Genomic DNA, 20,130 nt, shown 5'->3' on the forward strand with positions numbered 1-20,130 from the left:
CAAATTAATCATTAACCGTTATAACATTGCCATTATTATTATGATTAACCGTTGCTTTTCCTAATTCTACCATTTTCTTAGTGATTACTATAGTGCTACCTTCAAAATCTCCGTTTCCAGCTGTATACATAACGTCAAGCAAAAGTGACTCCAAGATAGCACGTAACATTCTTGCACCTGTTTTATAGCTTATAGCCTTTTTAGCAATAGCTGATATTGCTTCATCTGAAAACTCAAGGTTTACTTTGCTAAACGCAAGCAATGCTTTGTACTGTTTTATTAGTGCATTCCTTGGCTCTGTCAACACATGTATTAAATCTTCATGATCCAACTCATCTAAAACAGCAGTTATTGGAACCCGCCCTACAAATTCGGGTATTAAACCGAATTTGATTAAATCTTCAGGTTGAACATCATGTAAAGCATTCTTTTTCTTTTGCTCTTTAGACTGACTTATATCTGCTCCAAAGCCAACTGACGTTCCCTTTTTTCTCGCTTCAATAATCTTATCGAGGCCTTCAAAAGCTCCTCCACAAATAAATAGTATGTTACTAGTATCCACTTGTATAAACTCTTGTTGTGGGTGTTTTCGCCCTCCTTGTGGCGGAACATAAGCAACTGTACCCTCCATAATCTTAAGCAGAGCTTGCTGGACCCCTTCACCTGAAACGTCACGGGTTATTGAAGTGCTTTCAGATTTTCTTGTAATCTTGTCTATTTCATCTATAAACACTATACCACGCTGTGCTTTTGCAACGTCATAATTTGCAGCTTGTAATAAACGCGACAACACGCTTTCTACATCATCACCCACATAACCTGCCTCAGTTAAAGTTGTCGCATCAGCCATGGCAAATGGCACATCTGAAACTTTAGCAAGTGTTTTGGCTAGCAAAGTCTTACCAGAACCAGTGGGACCAATAAGCATTATATTTGACTTCTCGATTTCAATATCACTTATAGCATGAAATTGTACCATGGATTGACAATGGTTATACATAGCTACAGATAAAACGTGTTGCGCGTGTTCTTGACCTACAACATGCTTGCTGAGAAAATTTTTTATATCCTCAGGTTTCTTTAGTAATAGCTTCATATCAGATATACGATCTGAATTAAAAGATCTATCTTTCTTTTGACTTATTGCTTTATGGGATAATTCTATGCACTCATTACAAATAAACACCTTTAAACCATCCGAGGAGTTAGTAATCAATTTATCTACTTCATCTTGCGCCTTGTTGCAAAAAGAACAGTAGTGTAAATCATTATTGTTATCCATTAACCCACCTTTTGTTTAACTTTAATATTTTCAATTTCAATATCTGTACGCTCAGCTATCACCCTGTCAATTAAGCCAATTTTCCTTGCTTCTTCAGGATCCATGAATTTATCTCTTTCCATCATTCCTTCAATTTTCTTCAGTGAATTTCCAGTATGTTTTTCATAAATTTGATTTAGTTTTTTCTTAACTCGCAAAATTTCATTAGCATGTATTTCTATATCAGTTGCTTGACCATGATAACCACCAGATGGCTGATGTATCATAATTCTTGAATGAGGTAGAGAGTAGCGCTTACCTTTTGTACCAGATGCAAGCAATAAGGAACCCATAGACGCAGCTTGACCTATACATAAAGTTGAAACGTCTGGGTTTATATACTGCATTGTATCGTAGATCGACAAACCAGCAGTTACAATACCACCTGGTGAGTTGATGTACATACAAATGTCTTTATCGGGATTTTCCGATTCTAAAAATAAAAGCTGTGCTACTATTACACTGGCCATGTTGTCCTCAATAGGACCTGTTACGAAAATTATTCTTTCTTTCACTAGTCTTGAATATATGTCATAAGCGCGCTCACCGCGACTAGTTTGTTCAACTACAATTGGTATAAGAGTCATACCTTTTCCTATTAAATATTACCAAACAATTCCTTTAATTCTTTCACAGAAATAATCTGCTCTTCTTTACTAACTTTTTCTATTATATAATCTGTCACTTTATACTCAAGCGCTTGCCCTCTAACTAATTCTTGAAATTGTTTATTTGATTCAAAATGCTTAAGTACTCTGTCAAACGGTACATCCTTACTGACATATTGATTTACAATAACATTCAAAACATCATTTTGAGTTAATGATATTTTATTTTCTGCACTAAATTTCATAAATAACATAGCAAGCTTTACACGTTTTTCAGCTTCTTTACAAGAATCATTTTGAGCACCCAGTTCTCCTTCCATTCTTTGTTGCTCCTGTTTTACTATGTCTGTGGGTAAATCAAAACTATAATTAGCATCCAAATAATCAAATAGCTCCTTTTTAATTAAGAGATTTCTCATTTCGGTGCACTGATCACCAATCATTTTTTTTGCATGACTTATTAGCAAAGAATAATCTTTAAAACCAATACTCCTAGCTATTTCATCATCATTTTCAAAATCTTTGGCAATTTGAATCTCATTAACTCGCACAGAAAAATCAGCTTCCTGTCCTGCAAGTGAAATGGCTTGGTAATTTTCAGGAAATTGCAACTTAAAGTCCTTTGTTTCTCCCTTTTTCATACCAGTTAATTGATCTTCAAAACCATTAATAAATGTGCCAGACCCTAAATTAACGGCAAAATTTTTGCTACTTCCACCCTGAAAGAGCTTATTCCTAATCCGCCCTTCAAAATCAATTATCAATTTATCCCCATCTTTCGCTTGATAAGAAGCATCATCAACAGAGGCGAAATTGGGGAACTTTGTTTTAATAGAATCAATAAATTCTTTTATATCTTCCTCTTCAATCTTTGCTTCAATTTTCTTTAAGTTTATTTTGTCAAGATCTATCATCGGTACTTCAGGCATCGACTCAAAAGATAGCTTGTATACAAAATTGCCCTCCTCATTTTCTTTGCCCAGATCTGGTAATGATATAACATCAACCTTAGGATAAATGTGAGACTTGACTTCAATTTTTTTCATCAAATCACTTGAGCAATAATCAATTGTATTATTTATCACATATTCCAAAGCTTCGTTTTTATAATTTGCAACAACAAGGTCATAAGGCATCTTTCCAGCCCTAAACCCAGGTGATTTTGCATTTTCTGCTATCTCTTGCAACCTGGAATTTACCTTTTGTTTTATATAATCACTACCAACTGTGATTTCATACTCATACTTTAGTTTATCTATACTAAGCTCTTTGTAGGTATATACGCTACTTACTTCGACTGTATTTTGAGGTATATTATTAGACATCATAATTCATTTATTAACATTTTAATTCATATCTTAATAGAGTCATTTTACCAGAATTTAAGTTAAACACAATCCTTAAGAACAGGTTTTTATACAAACAAAAGTGTATTCAGTGATTATAAATTTTCCCTTAAAACCTAAGTTACATGACTTTAAAGTGCGGATAGAGGGACTTGAACCCCCACGAGCAAGCTCACCAGGACCTAAACCTGGCACGTCTACCAATTCCGCCATATCCGCAAGAAATTTTCAGTACCCTATTATAGGTATTCCATTAAAAATATTCAAGGTTTAAAGTCTTACTTAATTTATAGTATTTACACAATCAAAAAAGCTTATTAACATTTCTTAATGAAAGCTCTAAATCCTGAAAATCAATAATGAGATTAATAACAAGCTTCTTACTTGCAATTTTTTTGATTACACAAAGTGGTTGCACAACCCTTATAATAGGTGGTGTGGTGGCTACAGCGACAGCAACAGCAATAACAATGCAGGACAAATCCTTGGGAAATATCATTGATGATACGACTATGGTCATCAGAATTAATAAGGGGCTCTTAAAACATGGGCTATTTTCATCCATAAAAGTTAAAGTAAGTGAAGGAAGAGTATTGCTCATTGGAAGTGTTGACACTCCTGAAAAACAACTTACAGCAGAAAAAATAGCTTGGCAGCAAAAAGAAATTAAAGAAGTGATAAATGAAATAAGAGTAATACCAATTCAAATGGCTTCCATGCTAGACACTACTGTAGATGGCATGATAACAGCGGAAATAAGAACAAGACTTCTGGGGAAAAGAAATATTAAATCAATTAATTATAGCGTTAATACGGTTGATAGAGTTGTTTATTTGATGGGTATAGCCCAAAATAAAGCGGAATTAAAAGCTGTAATATCAATTGCAAGAAAAGTAAAGGGAGTAAAACAAGTTGTAAGTTATGTACGATATAAGTACAGTAAATTACGCCATTAGGCAAAAATCGCCTTCAAATTATAACATTTGTACAGTTGTGACAATAGGTAGAGAACATAAATGAAAGTTGCCTTTCAGATGGATGAAAATATAAATTTTGAAACTGACACTACATTCGTGCTAATAAAGGAAGCACAAAGGAGGAAGCACGAAGTTTTTGTCTATGCTCCTAACAATTTAGCACTAAAGCTAAACCATCCAATTGCTCTTGCTCAGAAAGTCAGCGTTGATGATTTTAGTTTTATCTCTAAAGAGGATGTAGCAATCAACTTGAATGAAATGGACATCATATTTATCAGACAGGATCCACCCTTTGATATGCGCTACATTACAACAACCTATATCTTAGAAAAAACCAGCGCATTGGTAATTAACAATCCAACAGAAATAAGAAATTGTCCTGAAAAATTGATAACTTCATTATTTCCAGAGCTAATTCCGCCGACTTTGATCACTGAAAATATATCGATGATTAGAGATTTCTACCACAACTATCAAGATATTATTCTGAAGCCGTTGTATAGTTATGGAGGAAACGATGTAATAAGAATACGAGATGAAAACAGCATTCAAGTGGTAGTGGATCTCATGATAGCAAAATATGAATGTCCTGTAATTGCGCAATCATTTTGTAAAAACATAGATAAAGATAAAAGAATATTGCTACTTTATGGTCAACCAATTGGAGTAATGAAACGAGTTCCAAAAATCAGTGGAGAGATCAGAACAAACATGCGACTTGGAGCAAGTTTTGAGCCCGCTCAAATGAACGATAGAGACAATGAAATATGTAACAAAATTGGTCCTGAATTAAAGAAAAGGGGGCTAATATTTGTTGGTATTGATATTATAGATGACTTCCTGCTCGAAATTAACACAACTTCACCCACGGGAGTGGTTTATATCAATAAATTATATAATATATCGCTAGAAAAAGACCTTTGGGATGTGTTTGAAGAAAAAGCAAGCAGCCATCAACTAAACCTGTGAACAATTACCTTAACAAACTCAGTAGTCCCATTGGGAGTGTTAAATAAACTGTGTCAAACCGAAAAAAAAGTAATAAATTGATATAAAAAAATGGAGGTTTGACAATGAGTCAGAAAGTAGTAAACAGAACTACCGGTTTGGTAGATTATAAAGAATTAGAAACAAATATCCTGTCGTCTATACGAGAAGGAAGACCGTTGACAGGAAGAGATGGAGCATTAACACCGTTTATAAAAAAGTTGCTGGAGGTAAGCCTGGAAGGTGAAATAGAAAACCACTTGTCGGCTGAAAGCGAAGAGAATAATCGAAGAAATGGGAGGAATGCAAAGACTTTACGTACAAGCGCAGGGTCATTTGAACTTTTGACGCCAAGAGATAGGGAAGGAAGTTTCGAACCACAAATAGTCAAAAAAAGGCAAACAAACTTACATCCAGAGCTTGAAACGAAGATTTTGAGCACATTTGCCAGTGGTATGGGCTATAGAGATATAGTGTCACATGTTGAGGAAATTTATGATCACAAAATATCGGTGGCAGAGATATCAAGTATTACTGACAAATTGCTACCAGTAATCAACGAATGGCGTAGTCGCCCGCTGCAGTCTGTATATCCGATAGTTTTCATGGTTTTTTAAAGTCAAAGAGGACGGGCATTGCGTAAGTAAATGCATGTATAACATATTAGGCATAGATCAAAATGGCAAAAAAGAAGTATTAGGTTTTTATTTGGCTGAAAGTGAAGGAGCTAACTTCTGGTTGGGAGTGCTAAATGACCTCAAAGAAAGAGGAGATACCGTCTTGTTAGTCAACAAAAAAATTATAAAAATTTCCCAAGTTGCATCATAAAATCAAAAAATACTTCCAATTGTGTAACAGTACACAGATTATAGTTAGTGGATATGTTGATAAGTAAATTAGTTTTATACGCACAAAACAGATGAAGTTTACTTATCAACATATCCACTAACCAACAACATTCAATAAATTTGTGTAAGATACCACTTTACATAAGATAGATAGGAAGCATTTTTGATTTTAAAGTACTAAACCTTCAGTCAACCTCCTAGCCCTGTAGTTTTTGATATGGTTAGGATCAAAAGCACTTTTGGATGTCAGAATACCGAAAATGATATGGAGTAGCTTACGCATTGCAGCACCAACGATGGCCATATTATGCTTACCCTTTTCCTTTAATCTTTGGCAAAAGCTCATAATGATAGGATTGTGATTCTTAGCTACTATGGCAGGAAAGAAAAGTGCCTTACGTAATGTTTGTGAACCGGATTTACTTAATCTGGGTTTGGCATATACAGAGGAACCTGACGTCATATTTCGTGGTATAACTCCTGTATATGCTGCCAATTGCCTGGCATCTCTAAAAACCTCTATATCAGAAACTTCAGCTAAAATAGCTATTGCTGATTCTTCTCCTATGCCTGGAATAGTCAATAGAAGTTGAAAATTTTCCAACAATTCTTTGTGTTGATTTAATAGTTCACGTACGGAGTTTTTTATTGTTTCTATTTTTTGAGCTATATTCATTGCAAGGTCTTCCCAAGCATTTGCAACTTCTTTAGGCAGTCTCTCTTTTTTTTCTAAGTGGTTATTTACTAATGTTAACTCATCTTTTAACGCAACTGAGCAACGATAAAGATGTTTTAATTTTTTCATTTCAGGAGAAGGTGGTGTCCAACTAGAAGGTTCCTGTCTTTGGCAATAATCAGCAATAACTTCTGCATCGGTCTGATCATTCTTTTGTCGTATCAGCTTACTCCTTGCATAAGATTTTATGCAATAAGGATTTACAACACTTACAAAATGTCCAGCATTGTGTAGAAATTCAGCCAGTGCTTCGCTATAACAACCAGTAGATTCCATGCAGGTTTTTACTTTTTCTACATTATGTTTGTGTAGAAAATTCAGTAGACTTTGAAACCATCGTTCTTAAAGCTTCTTTTTCTAGTTTCACGCTTTCCTTTTTTGCTTATAAATGAGAGAAAAACATCAAAGCGATCTTTTGATATATCTATGCCCAAAAAGTTGTTGATCATATATAACCCCATACGTTACCATTAAAAATGAAAAGTAAGGCTAACCTTGTGAATACAGAATTAGAACCATTCAGGTCTTTCTACGATACCGTCCAGCCTATACTTTTGAGAAGGGAATTCTTATCTCCTCTACAGATTTTATATCTAAGAAGAAGCACAGAGTTCCTCCCTTCTCCACCTAATGCTTAAGCTTAAAACATTAGATGCTTTTGACAAGATACAAGAAGGAGGCACTGGGATGACATCATAGAGGCGCTGGGATGACACCCTGACAACCGTCATCCCGCTGCTTGTTAGCGGGATCTATGTTAAGAGATACCGCGAATGAATCGCGGTATGACGGTTAATTATTCCGTGACGGTATGACGGTTCGCGGTGGCATCTCGTCATCCCGCTGCTTGTTAGCGGGATCTATGTTAAGAGATACCGCGAATGAATCGCGGTATGACGTAGGAATGAATCGCGGTATGACGTAGGACTGCTGTCATCCCAGTGCCCAGACACTGGGATCCAGTTTTCCATATAATCTCATCGAAAATGTTGTAACCACTTTCTATGCTAGTTTGCTTGCTTACAAGCAAACTTTTCTGGATCCCAGTGTCGGGGCACTGGGATGACACCATTCTTTTTCCTGGATCCAAGTAGTCAGGGCACTGGGATGACAAGAAGAGGGCACTGGGCCGTCATAAAGGAATCAGTTTCAGCTACTCGGATGACAAGAAGAAGGCTACTTAGATGACGGGAGAAGGAGCTACTTGAATGACATCGTTTACTATACAATGTTCGTACAGTTAGTTGCCACCTGGATAAAAAAAAGAAGCCTACTTAGCTAACAAATTTATAAACATCAGTATACAACTCATCAACGCTTGGTTCTTTACTATTTTTGGCAAAATCTTCCGACTTTTTTACTAAATCACGTACTTCCTTATCAATTACTTTACATTCTTCTTCTGAAGCAATTTTATTATCTATCATGTATTTCTTTAAAGTGCCTATAGGGTCATGATTTTGCTTCATATCTTCAACTTCTTCTTTTAAGCGATAAGTAGCAGGATCTGACATCGAATGGCCGCGATATCGATATGTCTTCATTTCAAGCAGGATAGGCCCTTTTCCGCTGCGTGTGTGTTCCGCTGCTTCGCTTGTAGCCGCATAAACAGAGAAAAAATCCATTCCATCAACTTGTTTTCCAGGAATACCAAAACTTTCTCCTTTTTTATATAGCTCAGTTACCAAAGTGGATCTTTCTACAGAAGTACCCATTGCATATCCGTTATTCTCTATAATATAAACTACAGGTAACTTCCATAAAGCTGCCATATTAAATGATTCATATGTTTGCCCTTGATTTACAGCACCGTCACCAAAATACGTGAACACCACGTTGTCTCTTTTCTTATATTTATTAGCAAATGCTATTCCTGTGCCAATTGGAACTTGTGCCCCCACTATTCCATGTCCGCCGAAGAATTTTTTTGCAACGTCAAATACGTGCATCGAACCACCTTTACCTTTCGAGCATCCTGTTTCTTTGCCAGTGAGTTCTGCCATTACAACATTTGGATCAGAATTACATGCGAGCATTAAGCCATGGTCTCTATAACTTGTGATAAAAGCGTCACCTAATTTTGATGCAGCTTGAGTTCCAACTGCAACTGCTTCTTGCCCTATTGATAGGTGACAGAACCCACCTATTAATCCCATTCCATATAATTGTCCTGCTTTTTCTTCAAATCTGCGTATGAGTAGCATTTTCCTGTAGAATCCAATTATCTGTTCTTTAGTGAAATTTTCTGCTTTCATATCGATTTCTTTTTCATTAAACTAAAATAATATCAGAAATTTTTAACATTTTGTAATAAATCTCAATGGATTACTACCACTGGCTTGAAGCTTTTCACGTTATCTCCGCCATTATGTGGATGGCAGGTATGCTTTATTTACCCAGGCTTTATGTCTACCACGCAACTGTAAAACCGGGATCGGAAAATGATAGCTTGCTTCAAACAATGGAAAAGAGGCTACTTAGATATATCATAAACCCTGCAATGCTTTTCTCACTTGGTCTTGGAATCACATTAATGGTTATTAGGGAAGCATATCGTGAAGGATGGTTTCATGTAAAAGCATTTGCAATACTTTTGATGTTAATTATTCATATGCTACTTGCAAAATATAGGAAAAATTTTGCAATGGGTTCAAATGAAAAAAAACACGTTTATTTTCATGTTTTAAATGAAGCAGTTACAGTATTGATAATAGTTATAGTTATTATGGTTGTTGTAAAACCTTTTTGACTGACCTTACCCAGAAAAAGCAGAAAGCTCAGCTACTCTTCTATTTTCATTTTTGACTTTTTTGAAAATAACATAAGCTAAAGTTACTGAGGTTTACCAATGATTTTTACAGGGATACTGGTGAAGTCGAGTTGCAATAGCTGTGTGCTTGACATTGGGATCCAATTTTATAAAAATCTATTGTGCTAGCAAGTTCACTAGCGTCACGCGCTGGTCTGTTGGACATTTAATGTGATTATATGTAGGGTTTTGAAAAAGACATACCAAATATGAAAGGCCTATATATTAAAACTTACGGCTGTCAGATGAACGTTTATGACTCCGTTTTAATGGAAAATATAATTAAACCTTTGGGGTTCAACGTTGTTAGTGATGCAGAAAAAGCTGATTTGGTGATACTGAACACTTGTCACATTAGAGAGAAGGCAGCAGAAAAGCTTTATTCTGAGCTCGGGAAGATTCATTCGTCACGAAAAGAAATTACTATAGTGGTGGCTGGATGTGTAGCGCAAGCAGAGGGAGAAGAAGTATTCAGAAGGGCTCCTTTTGTTGATATTGTTGTTGGTCCGCAGAGTATCGCTACCTTACCGGAGCTGATAGTCAAAGCAAGCAGAAGTAAAGGTCATGTAATAAACACTGATTTTCCTGAAGTTGCAAAGTTTGATAAATTGCCAGATGAATGCTATGGCAATAGCCAGGGGTCTTCTGCGTTTCTTGCCATACAAGAAGGTTGTGATAAATTTTGTACGTTTTGTGTAGTACCATATACTCGTGGAGCTGAGTATTCACGGCCAGTGAATGAAATATTTCGTGAAGCATTGAAATTAGTTGCAAATGGGGCGAAGGAAATCAATTTGCTTGGTCAGAACGTCAATGCTTACCATGGGAAATGCGAAGGGGAAGTGTGGGATTTAGGCAAATTAGTTAGTCATATTGCTAAAATTGAAAAGCTAGAGAGGATTCGTTATACAACTTCTCATCCAAGAGATATGCATGAATCTCTCTACTTGGCACATGCGGAAGAGCCAAAACTCATGCCATTTATTCACCTGCCTGTGCAGTCAGGTTCGAATAAAATATTGCACGCGATGAACAGAAAGCACACTGCAGAGGAGTATTTGGAAATAATAGACAGATTTCGCAAATTGAAACCTGAAATCGAATTTTCTTCTGATTTTATTGTTGGTTTTCCTGGAGAAACCGAAAAAGATTTTGAAGAAACTGTAAAATTAGTAGAAAAAATTAGATATGCTCAGGCTTATAGCTTTAAATATAGCCCAAGACCAGGTACACCAGGAGCAGAAAGAAAAGATCAAGTACCAGAAGAGGTTAAAACAGAACGCCTTCTTCGTTTACAGAAATTAATTAGTAAGCAACAACTTGAGTTTAACCAGAGTATGGTAGGCAAAACTATACCTGCTTTGTTCAGTGATAAAAAAGGCAAACACCAAAACCAAATTATTGGTAAAAGCCCATATATGCAATCAGTGTGCATTGATGATCCTGAAGGGAAGTATAGAGATAAAATAGTAAATGTGAAGGTATTGGAAGCTCGGCAGAATAGTTTGTTGGGGTGTGGTGCAGGATAGCTCTGTTGGACATCCGTCAGAGAATTATTTTGATTGAGAGAAAGTACCCCTATAGAACAAGATAGAAGTACTTCACGTAGTTTATTTCAAGTTTATCAACTATAGCTAAAGTAATTTAGGCTTACCGACAACCGTCATCCCGCTACTTGTTAGCGGGATCTAGAGATACCGTGACGATATGACGGTTAAGCTGAGATACCGCGAATGAATCGCGGTATGACGTGGGATTGTGTTAGCTATAGGGTGTGGGGTGCAGGAATAAGTTTGTTTCTTTTTGCATTTGTAATTTTCTAGAAAGCCCTATATTCTTTGGCTTTATCCGGTCAAAATGAACATGAAGTCAAAGCATTATCCTGATACAGTAAGTAGTCCTGATTTTTCGTCGTTAGAAAAAGAAATCATAAAATTTTGGCAGGAAAATAAAGTTTTTGAGCGGTCAGTTGGAGAACGTTCCAAGGATAATTGTTTTGTGTTTTATGATGGGCCTCCGTTTGCAAATGGACTTCCACATTATGGACATTTACTCACTGGTTTCATCAAAGACGCATTTGCAAGATATCAAACTATGCTTCAAAAAAGGGTTGAACGTAGATTTGGTTGGGATTGCCATGGATTACCGGCTGAGATGGGTGCAGAAAAAGAACTTGGAATATCTGGTAGAACTGAGATAGAAAAATTCGGCATTGAAAAATTCAATAACCATTGTCGTACTTCTGTAATGAGATTTTCATCAGAGTGGGAAAAATATGTCAATAGGCAGGCAAGGTGGGTGGATTTTCATAATGACTATAAAACCATGGATAAATCATTCATGGAGTCGGTCATGTGGGCATTTAAACAGCTTTATGATAAGGGTCTAGTGTATGAATCAGTACGCGTTGTTCCATATAGCTGGGCGTGCGAAACTCCATTATCCAATTTTGAAACAAGGCTTGATAACGCATATAGAGAAAAGACTAGCAAAGCTGTAACTGTTGCATTTGAGCTTTTAGAAAACCCACAGCAGTTTAAAAGTGTTAAACAAAAATGTAAATTACTTGCTTGGACTACAACTCCTTGGACTCTTCCTAGCAATCTGGCATTGGCGATAGGAAAGGACATCAAGTATTGTGCAGTGTCAGTCCACTCTTTGGTGTCATCCCAGCGCGTGACGCTGGAATCTATTTCTGGATCCCAGTGTCGAAGCACTGGGATGACAGAAGTTAATGAAAGGAGTTCAGTGAAGAGTGAAATTTATATTTTCGCTGAAAGCTACCTAGAAAAATTTATCAGCCACTCTGAACAAAACAATATTCCATATGAAAACTGCAATATAAAACTTAAAGCGAATGATCTTGCAGGCCTTTCCTATAAGCCGCTGTTTGATTACTTTAAAGATACAAAGAATGCATTCCGTGTTTTTGTTGCTGATTATGTTACAGGAGAAGATGGTACTGGCGTTGTACACACTGCTCCTGGATTTGGTGAGGAAGATTTTTACCTTTGCCAAAGCCATGATATTCCAGTTATTTGTCCAATTGATAACAGTGGAAAATTTACTGCTGAAGTTTCAGATTTGGCAGGGGTTCATGTTTTTGATACCAATGATACAGTAATAAAAAAATTGAAAGAACAAGGAAACTGGTTCAAAACTGAACAATATATTCACAATTATCCACACTGCTGGAGAACTGACACTCCTTTGATCTATCGCACTATGCCTTCTTGGTATGTTGCCGTTACAAAATTCAAAAGCAGAATGGTAGAGCTAAATAAGAGAGTTAATTGGATACCAAACCACATTAGAGATGGTCAATTTGGAAAATGGCTTGAAGGGGCACACGACTGGTCAATTTCACGCAATCGATTCTGGGGTACTCCGATTCCTGTGTGGCAATCAGATGATACAAGATATCCAAGAGTGGATGTATATGGTTCGATAGAAGAACTAGAGCGAGATTTTAATGTTAAAGTAGATGATTTGCACAGACCATTTATCGATACTTTAACGAGGCCAAATCCTGATGATCCAACAGGAAAATCAGTTATGCGTCGTGTGCCTGACGTATTTGACTGCTGGTTTGAATCTGGCTCGATGCCATTCGCACAAGTCCACTATCCGTTTGAAAATAAGGAGTGGTTTGAAACTGCAGATTTTATCACTGAATACATAGCGCAAACCAGGGGGTGGTTTTATACGCTCTTTGTATTGTCCACTGCTTTGTTTGATAGGGAACCATTTAAGAACTGCATATGCCACGGTGTTGTTTTGGATGTAAAAGGGCAAAAATTGTCCAAGCGTTTGAATAACTATGCAGATCCAATGGAGGTTTTTGATAGATACGGTTCTGATGCACTGCGTTTTCTTATGCTTTCTGGATCTATTGTTTGTGGTGGTAATTTGCTACTTGATAAAGAAGGGAATTTAGTACGAGACGTTCTGAAAAACGTAATAAAACCTATTTGGAACAGTTATCACTTTTTTACCATGTATGCAAATGCAGATGGAATTAAAGCTGAAGTTTGTAAGGATTATCAAAGTACTATTGATCGCTACATGATTTCCAAATGTTTTGAAGCTGTAGAAAGTATCCAAACTTCTATGAACAGCTATAACTCCCAAGAGGCTTGCAAAATTTTGATGAACTTTTTTGAAGTGCTAAATAATTGGTATATTCGTCGCAGTCGCGAGCGTTTTTGGAAAAGTGATTTGGATCAGGATAAAACTGATGCTTATAATGTTCTATATACGGTTTTTTATTACATACTAAGAGCTGCAGCCCCTTTGTTGCCACTTATAACAGAGAATATATGGCAAGGGCTTAAGTATGAAGAAACATCTGTTCATTTGGCTGATTTCCCACAATTAGAGAAGTTTGATAGTCAGCTCATTGCCAAAATGGATCTAGTGAGAGAGATATGTAACTCTGCACTCTCTATTAGAAACACTTTTAATATACGTATCAGACAGCCACTTGGCAGTATGATCATTTATCATCAGTCTTCCTGTAGTTTTCTTGAAGGTGAGCCGTTTTCTGTCATCCCAGTGCGTGACACTGGGATCCAGTGTGCTGAAAACTCAAATGAGTACCAAGAGATGATAAAAGATGAGGTAAATGTAAAAAAACTGAAGTTAGTAAACAGACTTGAAGATATTGCATCACTAGAGTTAAAACTCAACTTCCCTGTGCTTGGAAAAAGAATTCCGGAGAAGATTAAGACACTGGTTCAATATGTTAAACAAGGAAAGTGGAAACAAGTTGAATCCGGTGTCATCCGAGTAGCTGACACTGGGATCCAGACGCAGATTCCAGCGTCACGCGCTGGAATGACAGAAAGAGGTCTCATATTTTTGGGGGACGAGTCAGAAAATTATATCATAGAAAAAGGCGAATATGAACTATTATTAAAAGCAAACAGTGAATTCTCCTCTGTATTTGATAACAACAAAGGGGTTGTTATCCTAAACACTACTTTAAATGATGAATTGATTCTAGAAGGGCTTGCAAGAGATGTAGTGAGGCTCATTCAGGAAACTAGGAAACAAGCTGATTTTCATATGTCCGATAGAATCAGAGTAATAATCAAAACAGAAGATGAGAAAATTAAGGAAGCAATAAATACGTGGATTGAATATATAAAAGAGCAGACCCTTGCCTTATCTTTGGACATTAATACAGAAATTGGAACTAACTTTTATTCTAAGGAATATCAGGATTTAAATGTTAGCATTGAGCGTTAGATTTTTAATAAAGTTGCAAGATTGTCAGTATTTATGCTATACTTAAGGTAATTGGATAAGGTTATGGTATGAATGCTGTTGTAGGTTGTGAGGAAGTTGTTGACTTAAATAACAATAGTGGTGATTTAGATGCATTAAATGGACAACCTAATTTACAAAGAGAATCTTTTGCTACTTCAGAAAAACAGGAAGGACCTGTTGCTACTTTGGAAGAGCAAGAATCTGTTAGTAATTTAAAAAAAATAGGTGCTGATTTTAGCATTCCACTAAGTATATTTCATTATAAAGGTTACGGCTCCGATTTTTTTACTTCCTGGTATAATATATCAAGCGAAATATTTAAGGAAATAAACAGAGCTTGCCTGGAGAAGAAAGTATTAAATTCAGCTCTATCAGTTTTAATGTTTCCTTATGTTGCTTCTGTTGCATTGGGGTTAGTTATATATAAAACAAACAGTAAAACACAAACCAGTTCAGAGGAAAGTAAAACAAAAAAGAGTGAGGTAAGTACAGCAAAAAGATTGGCATATGGCGTTCTTGCTGCAATTGCAATTCTTGTTGATATAGCTGTGCTTATAGCCTTAATTATTCCTGCAACACCCGCCTTAGCTACTTTTTATCTTACAAACAGAAAGTTATCTCATTCTTTGGTTGCTGCTCTAAAAATAAGTAATGGGTTATATCAGAATGAACACCAGAATATTGAAGTGTCTTTTCGTGAAATAGATGCTGGTAAGTTGGACATTAAGTGGGATATGGAAGTTAAGTTTCCACCGCAATTTGAACAATTACTTAGAGATTTATATGAAGATAAAGATGGTAGTTGGTTTAATGTTGCACGTGATTCAGAACATAATACCATACTGAAATTATCAGCTAATATCAATTTAAAAAACGGCCTTAGGCCTTTACGTAATGAGATCAAGAATGTGCTTGCAATTTCGATTCAGGAATTCGCAAAGACTATGGAAGAGCTAATGAAGCTAGAAGGAAAAGATATTACATATGATAAGCTGAAGGAACTGTTGAACGAATTCAGACTGAAAGTGGTGGATAGTGTAGATTCTAAACTGGTGAATTACTTAATACAAAATGCTTATCGAGTTGCTTTTATACAAGCAATTAAATTTGCACAAAAAAGAAGAGAGGAAAAGGAAGATTTTTCATTAGAAGAAAGACTGAAAGAGGTATTAGTGGAGCAAGAACTGAAAAGCCAAGGTAAGGAATTGCCGACTGAAAAGGAAATGATACTAGAAGATCTAAAAAAAGCAGGAGCAAAAGTACCAGATGACTTGGACGATAGAGGGCTTCCTATGTTTAAAGCAAAATGGAAACAGCTTATAAAAGAAGGGAAAATAGCTGAAAGGACAATAATTAATACTTATGAAGATATGTACCCTCAAGAAACAAAGAAAGCTCTAGATAATGCTGAAAGAGAGATTAAGGATTTAAGAGAAATAGGACAGAAAAGATATAATGGGATATGTGAAAAATTAAAAGAGATGCATAAAAATAGGAAAAACGGTAACTTAAAAGATGGTGCTTTAAAAAGGAAATTAGAAGATCTTTTTAAATTTGAATATGATGATCAAAAAGTTGAGGAAAGGCTAATAGAATCGAGAATAAGGACTATTAACACTCTACTGAGTAAGTCAGATAAAAAAATAAAGCAATCTTTAGCAGAAGATTTTAGTGAATTAAAGGAAACAAGGACTTCGGATAAAGTGAATGACTTTGTAGAGAAGATGTATTTAGAAATAACAAGATGTAGAATTCAAGAGTTATTTGAAAAGCAAGGGGAAAGTATAAAGAATGTAGAAGATAATAAGGACATGCTATTCAATGGAGAAGATGAAAAACGTCTAGTAAACAAGATTGTTTCTTATCGAAAAGAAATTGGAGAATATTTTACGCAACCTACAAGACTGAAGGAAATAATAGGAAAGCAGAATGAGGATTTGGATGTTGAGAAAAATAGTAAAGAAGAGAAATCTTCAAGTATGGAGTTAATAGAGTTATGCTTGCGAAATAACCAAGAAATTTTAGAAGCATTAGAGCAATTAGAGTTAAAAAAAGAAGGATTGTTGATAAATGAAGAAACAAAAAATAATTATAGAGAAGAGCTGGAATCTCGTGAAAAAATAAAATTTGCAATAATAGAAGATGATTTACTGAAAGCGTTCGAGCATGAAACTTTTAACGAAGAAGCAATTAAGAGATTATTAGAGGAAGCGGAACTTGAGTACTATTTGGCAGAAAGATGCATCAAATATCCTGTGATTAAAACGAAAGATAATATCAAGCATTTTTGTCAAGATTTATTGTCTCCTCTGGTAGACAGGTTAGCGAACCTCATAATAAATAATGTACCAAAAGATAATGGGAATAGTTTGTGGAAGATTTGGAACTCTCTTAAAGTTGGTTTTAATTATAATGTGATTGGATGGTCAGCTACCGTAAACAAAGATAAGAGCACAGAAGGAAAAGCGTTGAGTGTGGCACATGATACTCATAAGGAAATAGAGACATTTCTTCAACATTTCGAATCAAGTTATGAAGAAGTAGGAGCCTTGATAGGTGATGTATTTTCTGATGATGGGAAAACATTTAAAAATGATGTATGGCCTAAAGTAGAAGAGCATTTGCATGGAATGTGGAATAGATTTTTTAAGGATGTTGAATTCAAGATTGGGAATAGATTGGATGAAGTAAGTGTGACACAGCAAAAGCAGAACACTATGATTGTGACTCAATGATGAGTTCTCAAAGTTCCTCCGGTATTTTCATATACCAAATTGACTATAGCACTTGATTCTTTTTGGATCTCTTTTTCAGTTAAAGTGTGGATTGGAGAGCAGAAAGTAACTGACAATGCTATAGACATCTTATTCGGTTCTATATTGTTTCCATGGTATACGTCAAATACTAAAACTTCTGTGATGAGCTCTGAGCTTTTTTTTACCACATTGATTATGTTACCTACTTCCACATCCTTATTTACAATAAATGCAAAATCACGTTTTACACTTTGGTATTTATAATCGATAAATTTCTTTCTACTTACAGGTAAATTTTCAATATTTTCTAGTATTACCTCAAAACCTACAACTTTTTGCTTGATGTCAAAAAGATCTAATATATTAGGATGCAACTCTCCAAAATAACCTGCTACTTTATTCTTAAAAGAGAGAGTGCCTGACTTTCCTGGGTGGTAATGTTCTTTTTCTGCTCTCTCTATCGTTAAATTATCGCAATTGACGTTAAAAAACTCCAAAGCTGCTATGCAATCAGCCTTTGCGTCAAAAACATCTACTTTCCTATCAATATTATAATGGTTTCGCGGTAAATTATTTCCTGTTCTTATTCCACTTAAGACATGTTTAGACTGAGCTTCACCATCGTAAATCGGCCCAATTTCGAAGATTGCAAGATCAGATACTCCATGGGCAATATTATCAGCAGTGACTTGCAATAAATTTGGCATAATACTTGGTCTCATCATATTAAAGTTATTGTTAAACGGATTATCGATGATAAATAACTTATTCGAGTAACCAAATTTTTCAGCTGTTGATTCACTCATAAATGACCAGGTTAGCACTTCATGAAACCCTCTGTTTGTCATCAAAATACGCAAATTGTCGTATGTACTATCTACTTCTTCAACATTATTTGGTAGTGGTTCTTCTTTTATTTTGTCATAGCCGTATATTCTTGTTACTTCTTCAATTAGGTCAGCAGGTATAGTCACGTCCGGTCTCCAGCTTGGTACTTGTACATTCCAATTGCCTTCGGTTTTTTTATCAATACTAAACCCTAGTTTCGTTAAGATATCGAACGTCTCATCAGGTGATACAGATACACTTCCAAACTTGTTTATATCTTGGTAATCAAGGCTTATCTTAGCATCATTCCGGCATGGTTTTTTCTGGATCCCAGTGTCAGCTACTTGGATGACAGAGGTGTATTCTTTATCTAGATTACCGGCAGACACTACGCTTGAGACTTCTCCACCACATAAATCCAAAATCATTTTGGCTGCAAGATTGAGTCCATCAAGGGTAAATCCAGGATCGATTGAACGTGCAAATCTGTAACTAGCGTCTGTGGAGATGCTGAGCTGTCTTGAAGATTTAGTGATAGAGATTGGATCGAGCAAAGCTAATTCCAAAAAAATATTGGTGGTTTCAAGAGTACATTCACTGTACTTTCCACCTATAATTCCAGCAACTCCATGAATATTTTTACTATCAGAATAAATGTTTATATTATTGTCCAGTAAATATTCCTTACCATTTAAAGCAAAGAAGCTTTCTCCATCATTTGCTTTTCTTATTGTAAGTTTGCCATCTACTTTGTTTGCATCAAACGCATGCATTGGACGATTAAAAGATATCATAATATAGTTAGTAATGTCAACTATTGTAGAAATGGAGCGCATTCCTATCGATTCCAATTTATCTTTTAGCCACTTTGGGCTTTCTTGATTTTTTACATTGGCGATGTATATTCCACTAATAAAACTTTCTCCGTCAGTCACTTCAACATCGATTGGTGAATTTATGGAGCTGGTAAGTTGTGGAATGCTTAAAGTCTTTAATGTCCCAATTCCAGTTGCAGCAAGGTCGCGAGCTATTCCATAAATGCCTAAGCAATCTCCACGGTTTGGAGTAACATTTATATCAATTACAGGGTCACAATTGAAAAATTTATCCCCTACTTTATAATCATCGGAAAGCTCGATTATTCCTTCACTTTCCTCTTGAACTAGCGCAAGTTCAGAAGCAGAGCAGAGCATCCCTTCACTTAGCACTCCTCGTATTTTTGTAGGCTTGATTGTGAAATCACTTTCTGGCAATGTGCTACCAAGAGATGCAAGCACAGTTTTCATACCTTCTCTAACATTGTTTGCTCCGCAAACTATTTGTAGAGTTTTACTTCTGTCATCTACTTTACATAATTTTAATTTATCGGCATTTGGATGAGGTGCAACTTCTAATACTTTTGCAACAATAAAACCAGCTAATTTGGTATTGTCGATCACATCTTCTACTTCTAACCCTATGTGAGTTAATTTATCGGTAATTTCTTCTAAACTAGCATTGGTTTCTAAGTGTTCTAATAACCAAGATAATGTGAATTTCATGAACCTTTAAAGAAATAAAAGAGTTATTGTAATATAAAATGTAGTGCTTTTAAAGCTTGTTGTAATGGAATAAAAGGTAACTTCTACATCATAAACAAGGAT

13 protein-coding genes, 1 tRNA gene and 2 pseudogenes are annotated in these 20,130 nt (G+C 35.7%); 7 read left to right on the top strand and 9 right to left on the bottom strand.

The window, feature by feature from the left end:
• Positions 1-4: 4 nt before the first annotated feature.
• From clpX to AAGD68_RS04035, 4 genes are all read right to left on the bottom strand, one after another.
• Positions 5-1,282, bottom strand: coding sequence for an ATP-dependent Clp protease ATP-binding subunit ClpX (clpX, locus tag AAGD68_RS04020; RefSeq protein WP_253309481.1), 1,278 nt, complete (start codon positions 1,280-1,282; stop codon positions 5-7).
• A complete protein-coding gene (clpP, locus tag AAGD68_RS04025) occupies positions 1,282-1,908 on the bottom strand; it encodes an ATP-dependent Clp endopeptidase proteolytic subunit ClpP (RefSeq protein ID WP_253309482.1) in 627 nt (208 codons plus the stop codon). Before clpP ends, clpX begins: the two co-directional genes overlap by 1 nt.
• Before the next feature lie 11 nt (positions 1,909-1,919).
• A complete protein-coding gene (gene tig / locus AAGD68_RS04030) occupies positions 1,920-3,254 on the bottom strand; it encodes a trigger factor (RefSeq protein ID WP_264688507.1) in 1,335 nt (444 codons plus the stop codon).
• Positions 3,255-3,412: 158 nt separating this feature from the next.
• A tRNA-Leu gene (locus AAGD68_RS04035) sits at positions 3,413-3,494 on the bottom strand.
• 140 nt (positions 3,495-3,634) lie between these two features.
• On the opposite strand from AAGD68_RS04035, the gene AAGD68_RS04040 reads away from it, so the two are divergent.
• The 3 genes and pseudogenes from AAGD68_RS04040 to AAGD68_RS04050 all read left to right on the top strand — a co-directional run.
• Entirely contained in the window at positions 3,635-4,231 is a 597-nt protein-coding gene (locus AAGD68_RS04040) for a BON domain-containing protein (protein WP_064124795.1), read from the top strand.
• Positions 4,232-4,291: 60 nt separating this feature from the next.
• Positions 4,292-5,221, top strand: coding sequence for a glutathione synthase (gene gshB, locus AAGD68_RS04045; RefSeq protein ID WP_264688409.1), 930 nt, complete (start codon positions 4,292-4,294; stop codon positions 5,219-5,221).
• Between the two features lie 104 nt (positions 5,222-5,325).
• A pseudogene (locus tag AAGD68_RS04050) lies at positions 5,326-6,028 on the top strand (transposase); the annotation flags it as partial.
• Between the two features lie 228 nt (positions 6,029-6,256).
• Here AAGD68_RS04050 and AAGD68_RS04055 read toward each other — a convergent pair.
• The 4 genes and pseudogenes from AAGD68_RS04055 to pdhA form a co-directional block, all read right to left on the bottom strand.
• Positions 6,257-7,272 (bottom strand): annotated as a pseudogene (locus tag AAGD68_RS04055) (IS110 family transposase).
• A gap of 144 nt (positions 7,273-7,416) precedes the next feature.
• Positions 7,417-7,554, bottom strand: a complete 138-nt coding sequence (locus AAGD68_RS04060) for a hypothetical protein (protein WP_341814134.1) — start codon at positions 7,552-7,554, stop codon at positions 7,417-7,419.
• 134 nt (positions 7,555-7,688) lie between these two features.
• On the bottom strand, positions 7,689-7,937 hold the full coding sequence (locus AAGD68_RS04065) for a hypothetical protein (RefSeq protein ID WP_264688419.1): 249 nt from the start codon (positions 7,935-7,937) through the stop codon (positions 7,689-7,691).
• Between the two features lie 160 nt (positions 7,938-8,097).
• Positions 8,098-9,078: a pyruvate dehydrogenase (acetyl-transferring) E1 component subunit alpha gene (gene pdhA, locus AAGD68_RS04070; RefSeq protein WP_253302779.1), complete on the bottom strand. Its 981-nt coding sequence runs from the start codon at positions 9,076-9,078 to the stop codon at positions 8,098-8,100.
• Between the two features lie 65 nt (positions 9,079-9,143).
• On the opposite strand from pdhA, the gene hemJ reads away from it, so the two are divergent.
• From hemJ to AAGD68_RS04090, 4 genes are all read left to right on the top strand, one after another.
• The gene (gene hemJ, locus AAGD68_RS04075) at positions 9,144-9,572 is read left to right on the top strand and encodes a protoporphyrinogen oxidase HemJ (protein ID WP_341814135.1); all 429 of its coding nucleotides are present in this window, start codon (positions 9,144-9,146) and stop codon (positions 9,570-9,572) included.
• Between the two features lie 269 nt (positions 9,573-9,841).
• Complete coding sequence (gene miaB / locus AAGD68_RS04080) at positions 9,842-11,161, top strand: tRNA (N6-isopentenyl adenosine(37)-C2)-methylthiotransferase MiaB (protein WP_264688421.1); 1,320 nt, start codon at positions 9,842-9,844, stop codon at positions 11,159-11,161.
• Between the two features lie 334 nt (positions 11,162-11,495).
• The gene (ileS, locus tag AAGD68_RS04085; RefSeq protein ID WP_253309963.1) at positions 11,496-14,882 is read left to right on the top strand and encodes an isoleucine--tRNA ligase; all 3,387 of its coding nucleotides are present in this window, start codon (positions 11,496-11,498) and stop codon (positions 14,880-14,882) included.
• Positions 14,883-14,950: 68 nt separating this feature from the next.
• Positions 14,951-17,638, top strand: a complete 2,688-nt coding sequence (locus AAGD68_RS04090; protein WP_265045048.1) for a hypothetical protein — start codon at positions 14,951-14,953, stop codon at positions 17,636-17,638.
• On the opposite strand, the gene pheT is transcribed toward AAGD68_RS04090, so the two are convergent.
• Positions 17,632-20,028 carry a phenylalanine--tRNA ligase subunit beta gene (pheT, locus tag AAGD68_RS04095; RefSeq protein ID WP_341814136.1) on the bottom strand — a complete coding sequence of 799 codons (2,397 nt, stop codon included), beginning with the start codon at positions 20,026-20,028 and terminating at the stop codon, positions 17,632-17,634. The genes AAGD68_RS04090 and pheT overlap by 7 nt on opposite strands.
• Between the last annotated feature and the right edge of the window lie 102 nt (positions 20,029-20,130).

The sequence above is a fragment of the Wolbachia endosymbiont (group A) of Machimus atricapillus genome (assembly GCF_964027095.1).
GTDB lineage: Bacteria > Pseudomonadota > Alphaproteobacteria > Rickettsiales > Anaplasmataceae > Wolbachia.

Excerpts from the sequence above, each read along its gene's own strand:
- clpX (WP_253309481.1), bottom strand. The coding sequence starts at position 1,282 with ATGGATAACAATAATGATTTACACTACTGTTCTTTTTGCAACAAGGCG.
- clpP (WP_253309482.1), bottom strand. The coding sequence starts at position 1,908 with ATGACTCTTATACCAATTGTAGTTGAACAAACTAGTCGCGGTGAGCGC.
- tig (WP_264688507.1), bottom strand. The coding sequence starts at position 3,254 with ATGTCTAATAATATACCTCAAAATACAGTCGAAGTAAGTAGCGTATAT.
- AAGD68_RS04040 (WP_064124795.1), top strand. The coding sequence starts at position 3,635 with ATGAGATTAATAACAAGCTTCTTACTTGCAATTTTTTTGATTACACAA.
- gshB (WP_264688409.1), top strand. The coding sequence starts at position 4,292 with ATGAAAGTTGCCTTTCAGATGGATGAAAATATAAATTTTGAAACTGAC.
- AAGD68_RS04060 (WP_341814134.1), bottom strand. The coding sequence starts at position 7,554 with ATGACGGTTGTCAGGGTGTCATCCCAGCGCCTCTATGATGTCATCCCA.
- pdhA (WP_253302779.1), bottom strand. The coding sequence starts at position 9,078 with ATGAAAGCAGAAAATTTCACTAAAGAACAGATAATTGGATTCTACAGG.
- hemJ (WP_341814135.1), top strand. The coding sequence starts at position 9,144 with ATGGATTACTACCACTGGCTTGAAGCTTTTCACGTTATCTCCGCCATT.
- miaB (WP_264688421.1), top strand. The coding sequence starts at position 9,842 with ATGAAAGGCCTATATATTAAAACTTACGGCTGTCAGATGAACGTTTAT.
- ileS (WP_253309963.1), top strand. The coding sequence starts at position 11,496 with ATGAAGTCAAAGCATTATCCTGATACAGTAAGTAGTCCTGATTTTTCG.
- AAGD68_RS04090 (WP_265045048.1), top strand. The coding sequence starts at position 14,951 with ATGAATGCTGTTGTAGGTTGTGAGGAAGTTGTTGACTTAAATAACAAT.
- pheT (WP_341814136.1), bottom strand. The coding sequence starts at position 20,028 with ATGAAATTCACATTATCTTGGTTATTAGAACACTTAGAAACCAATGCT.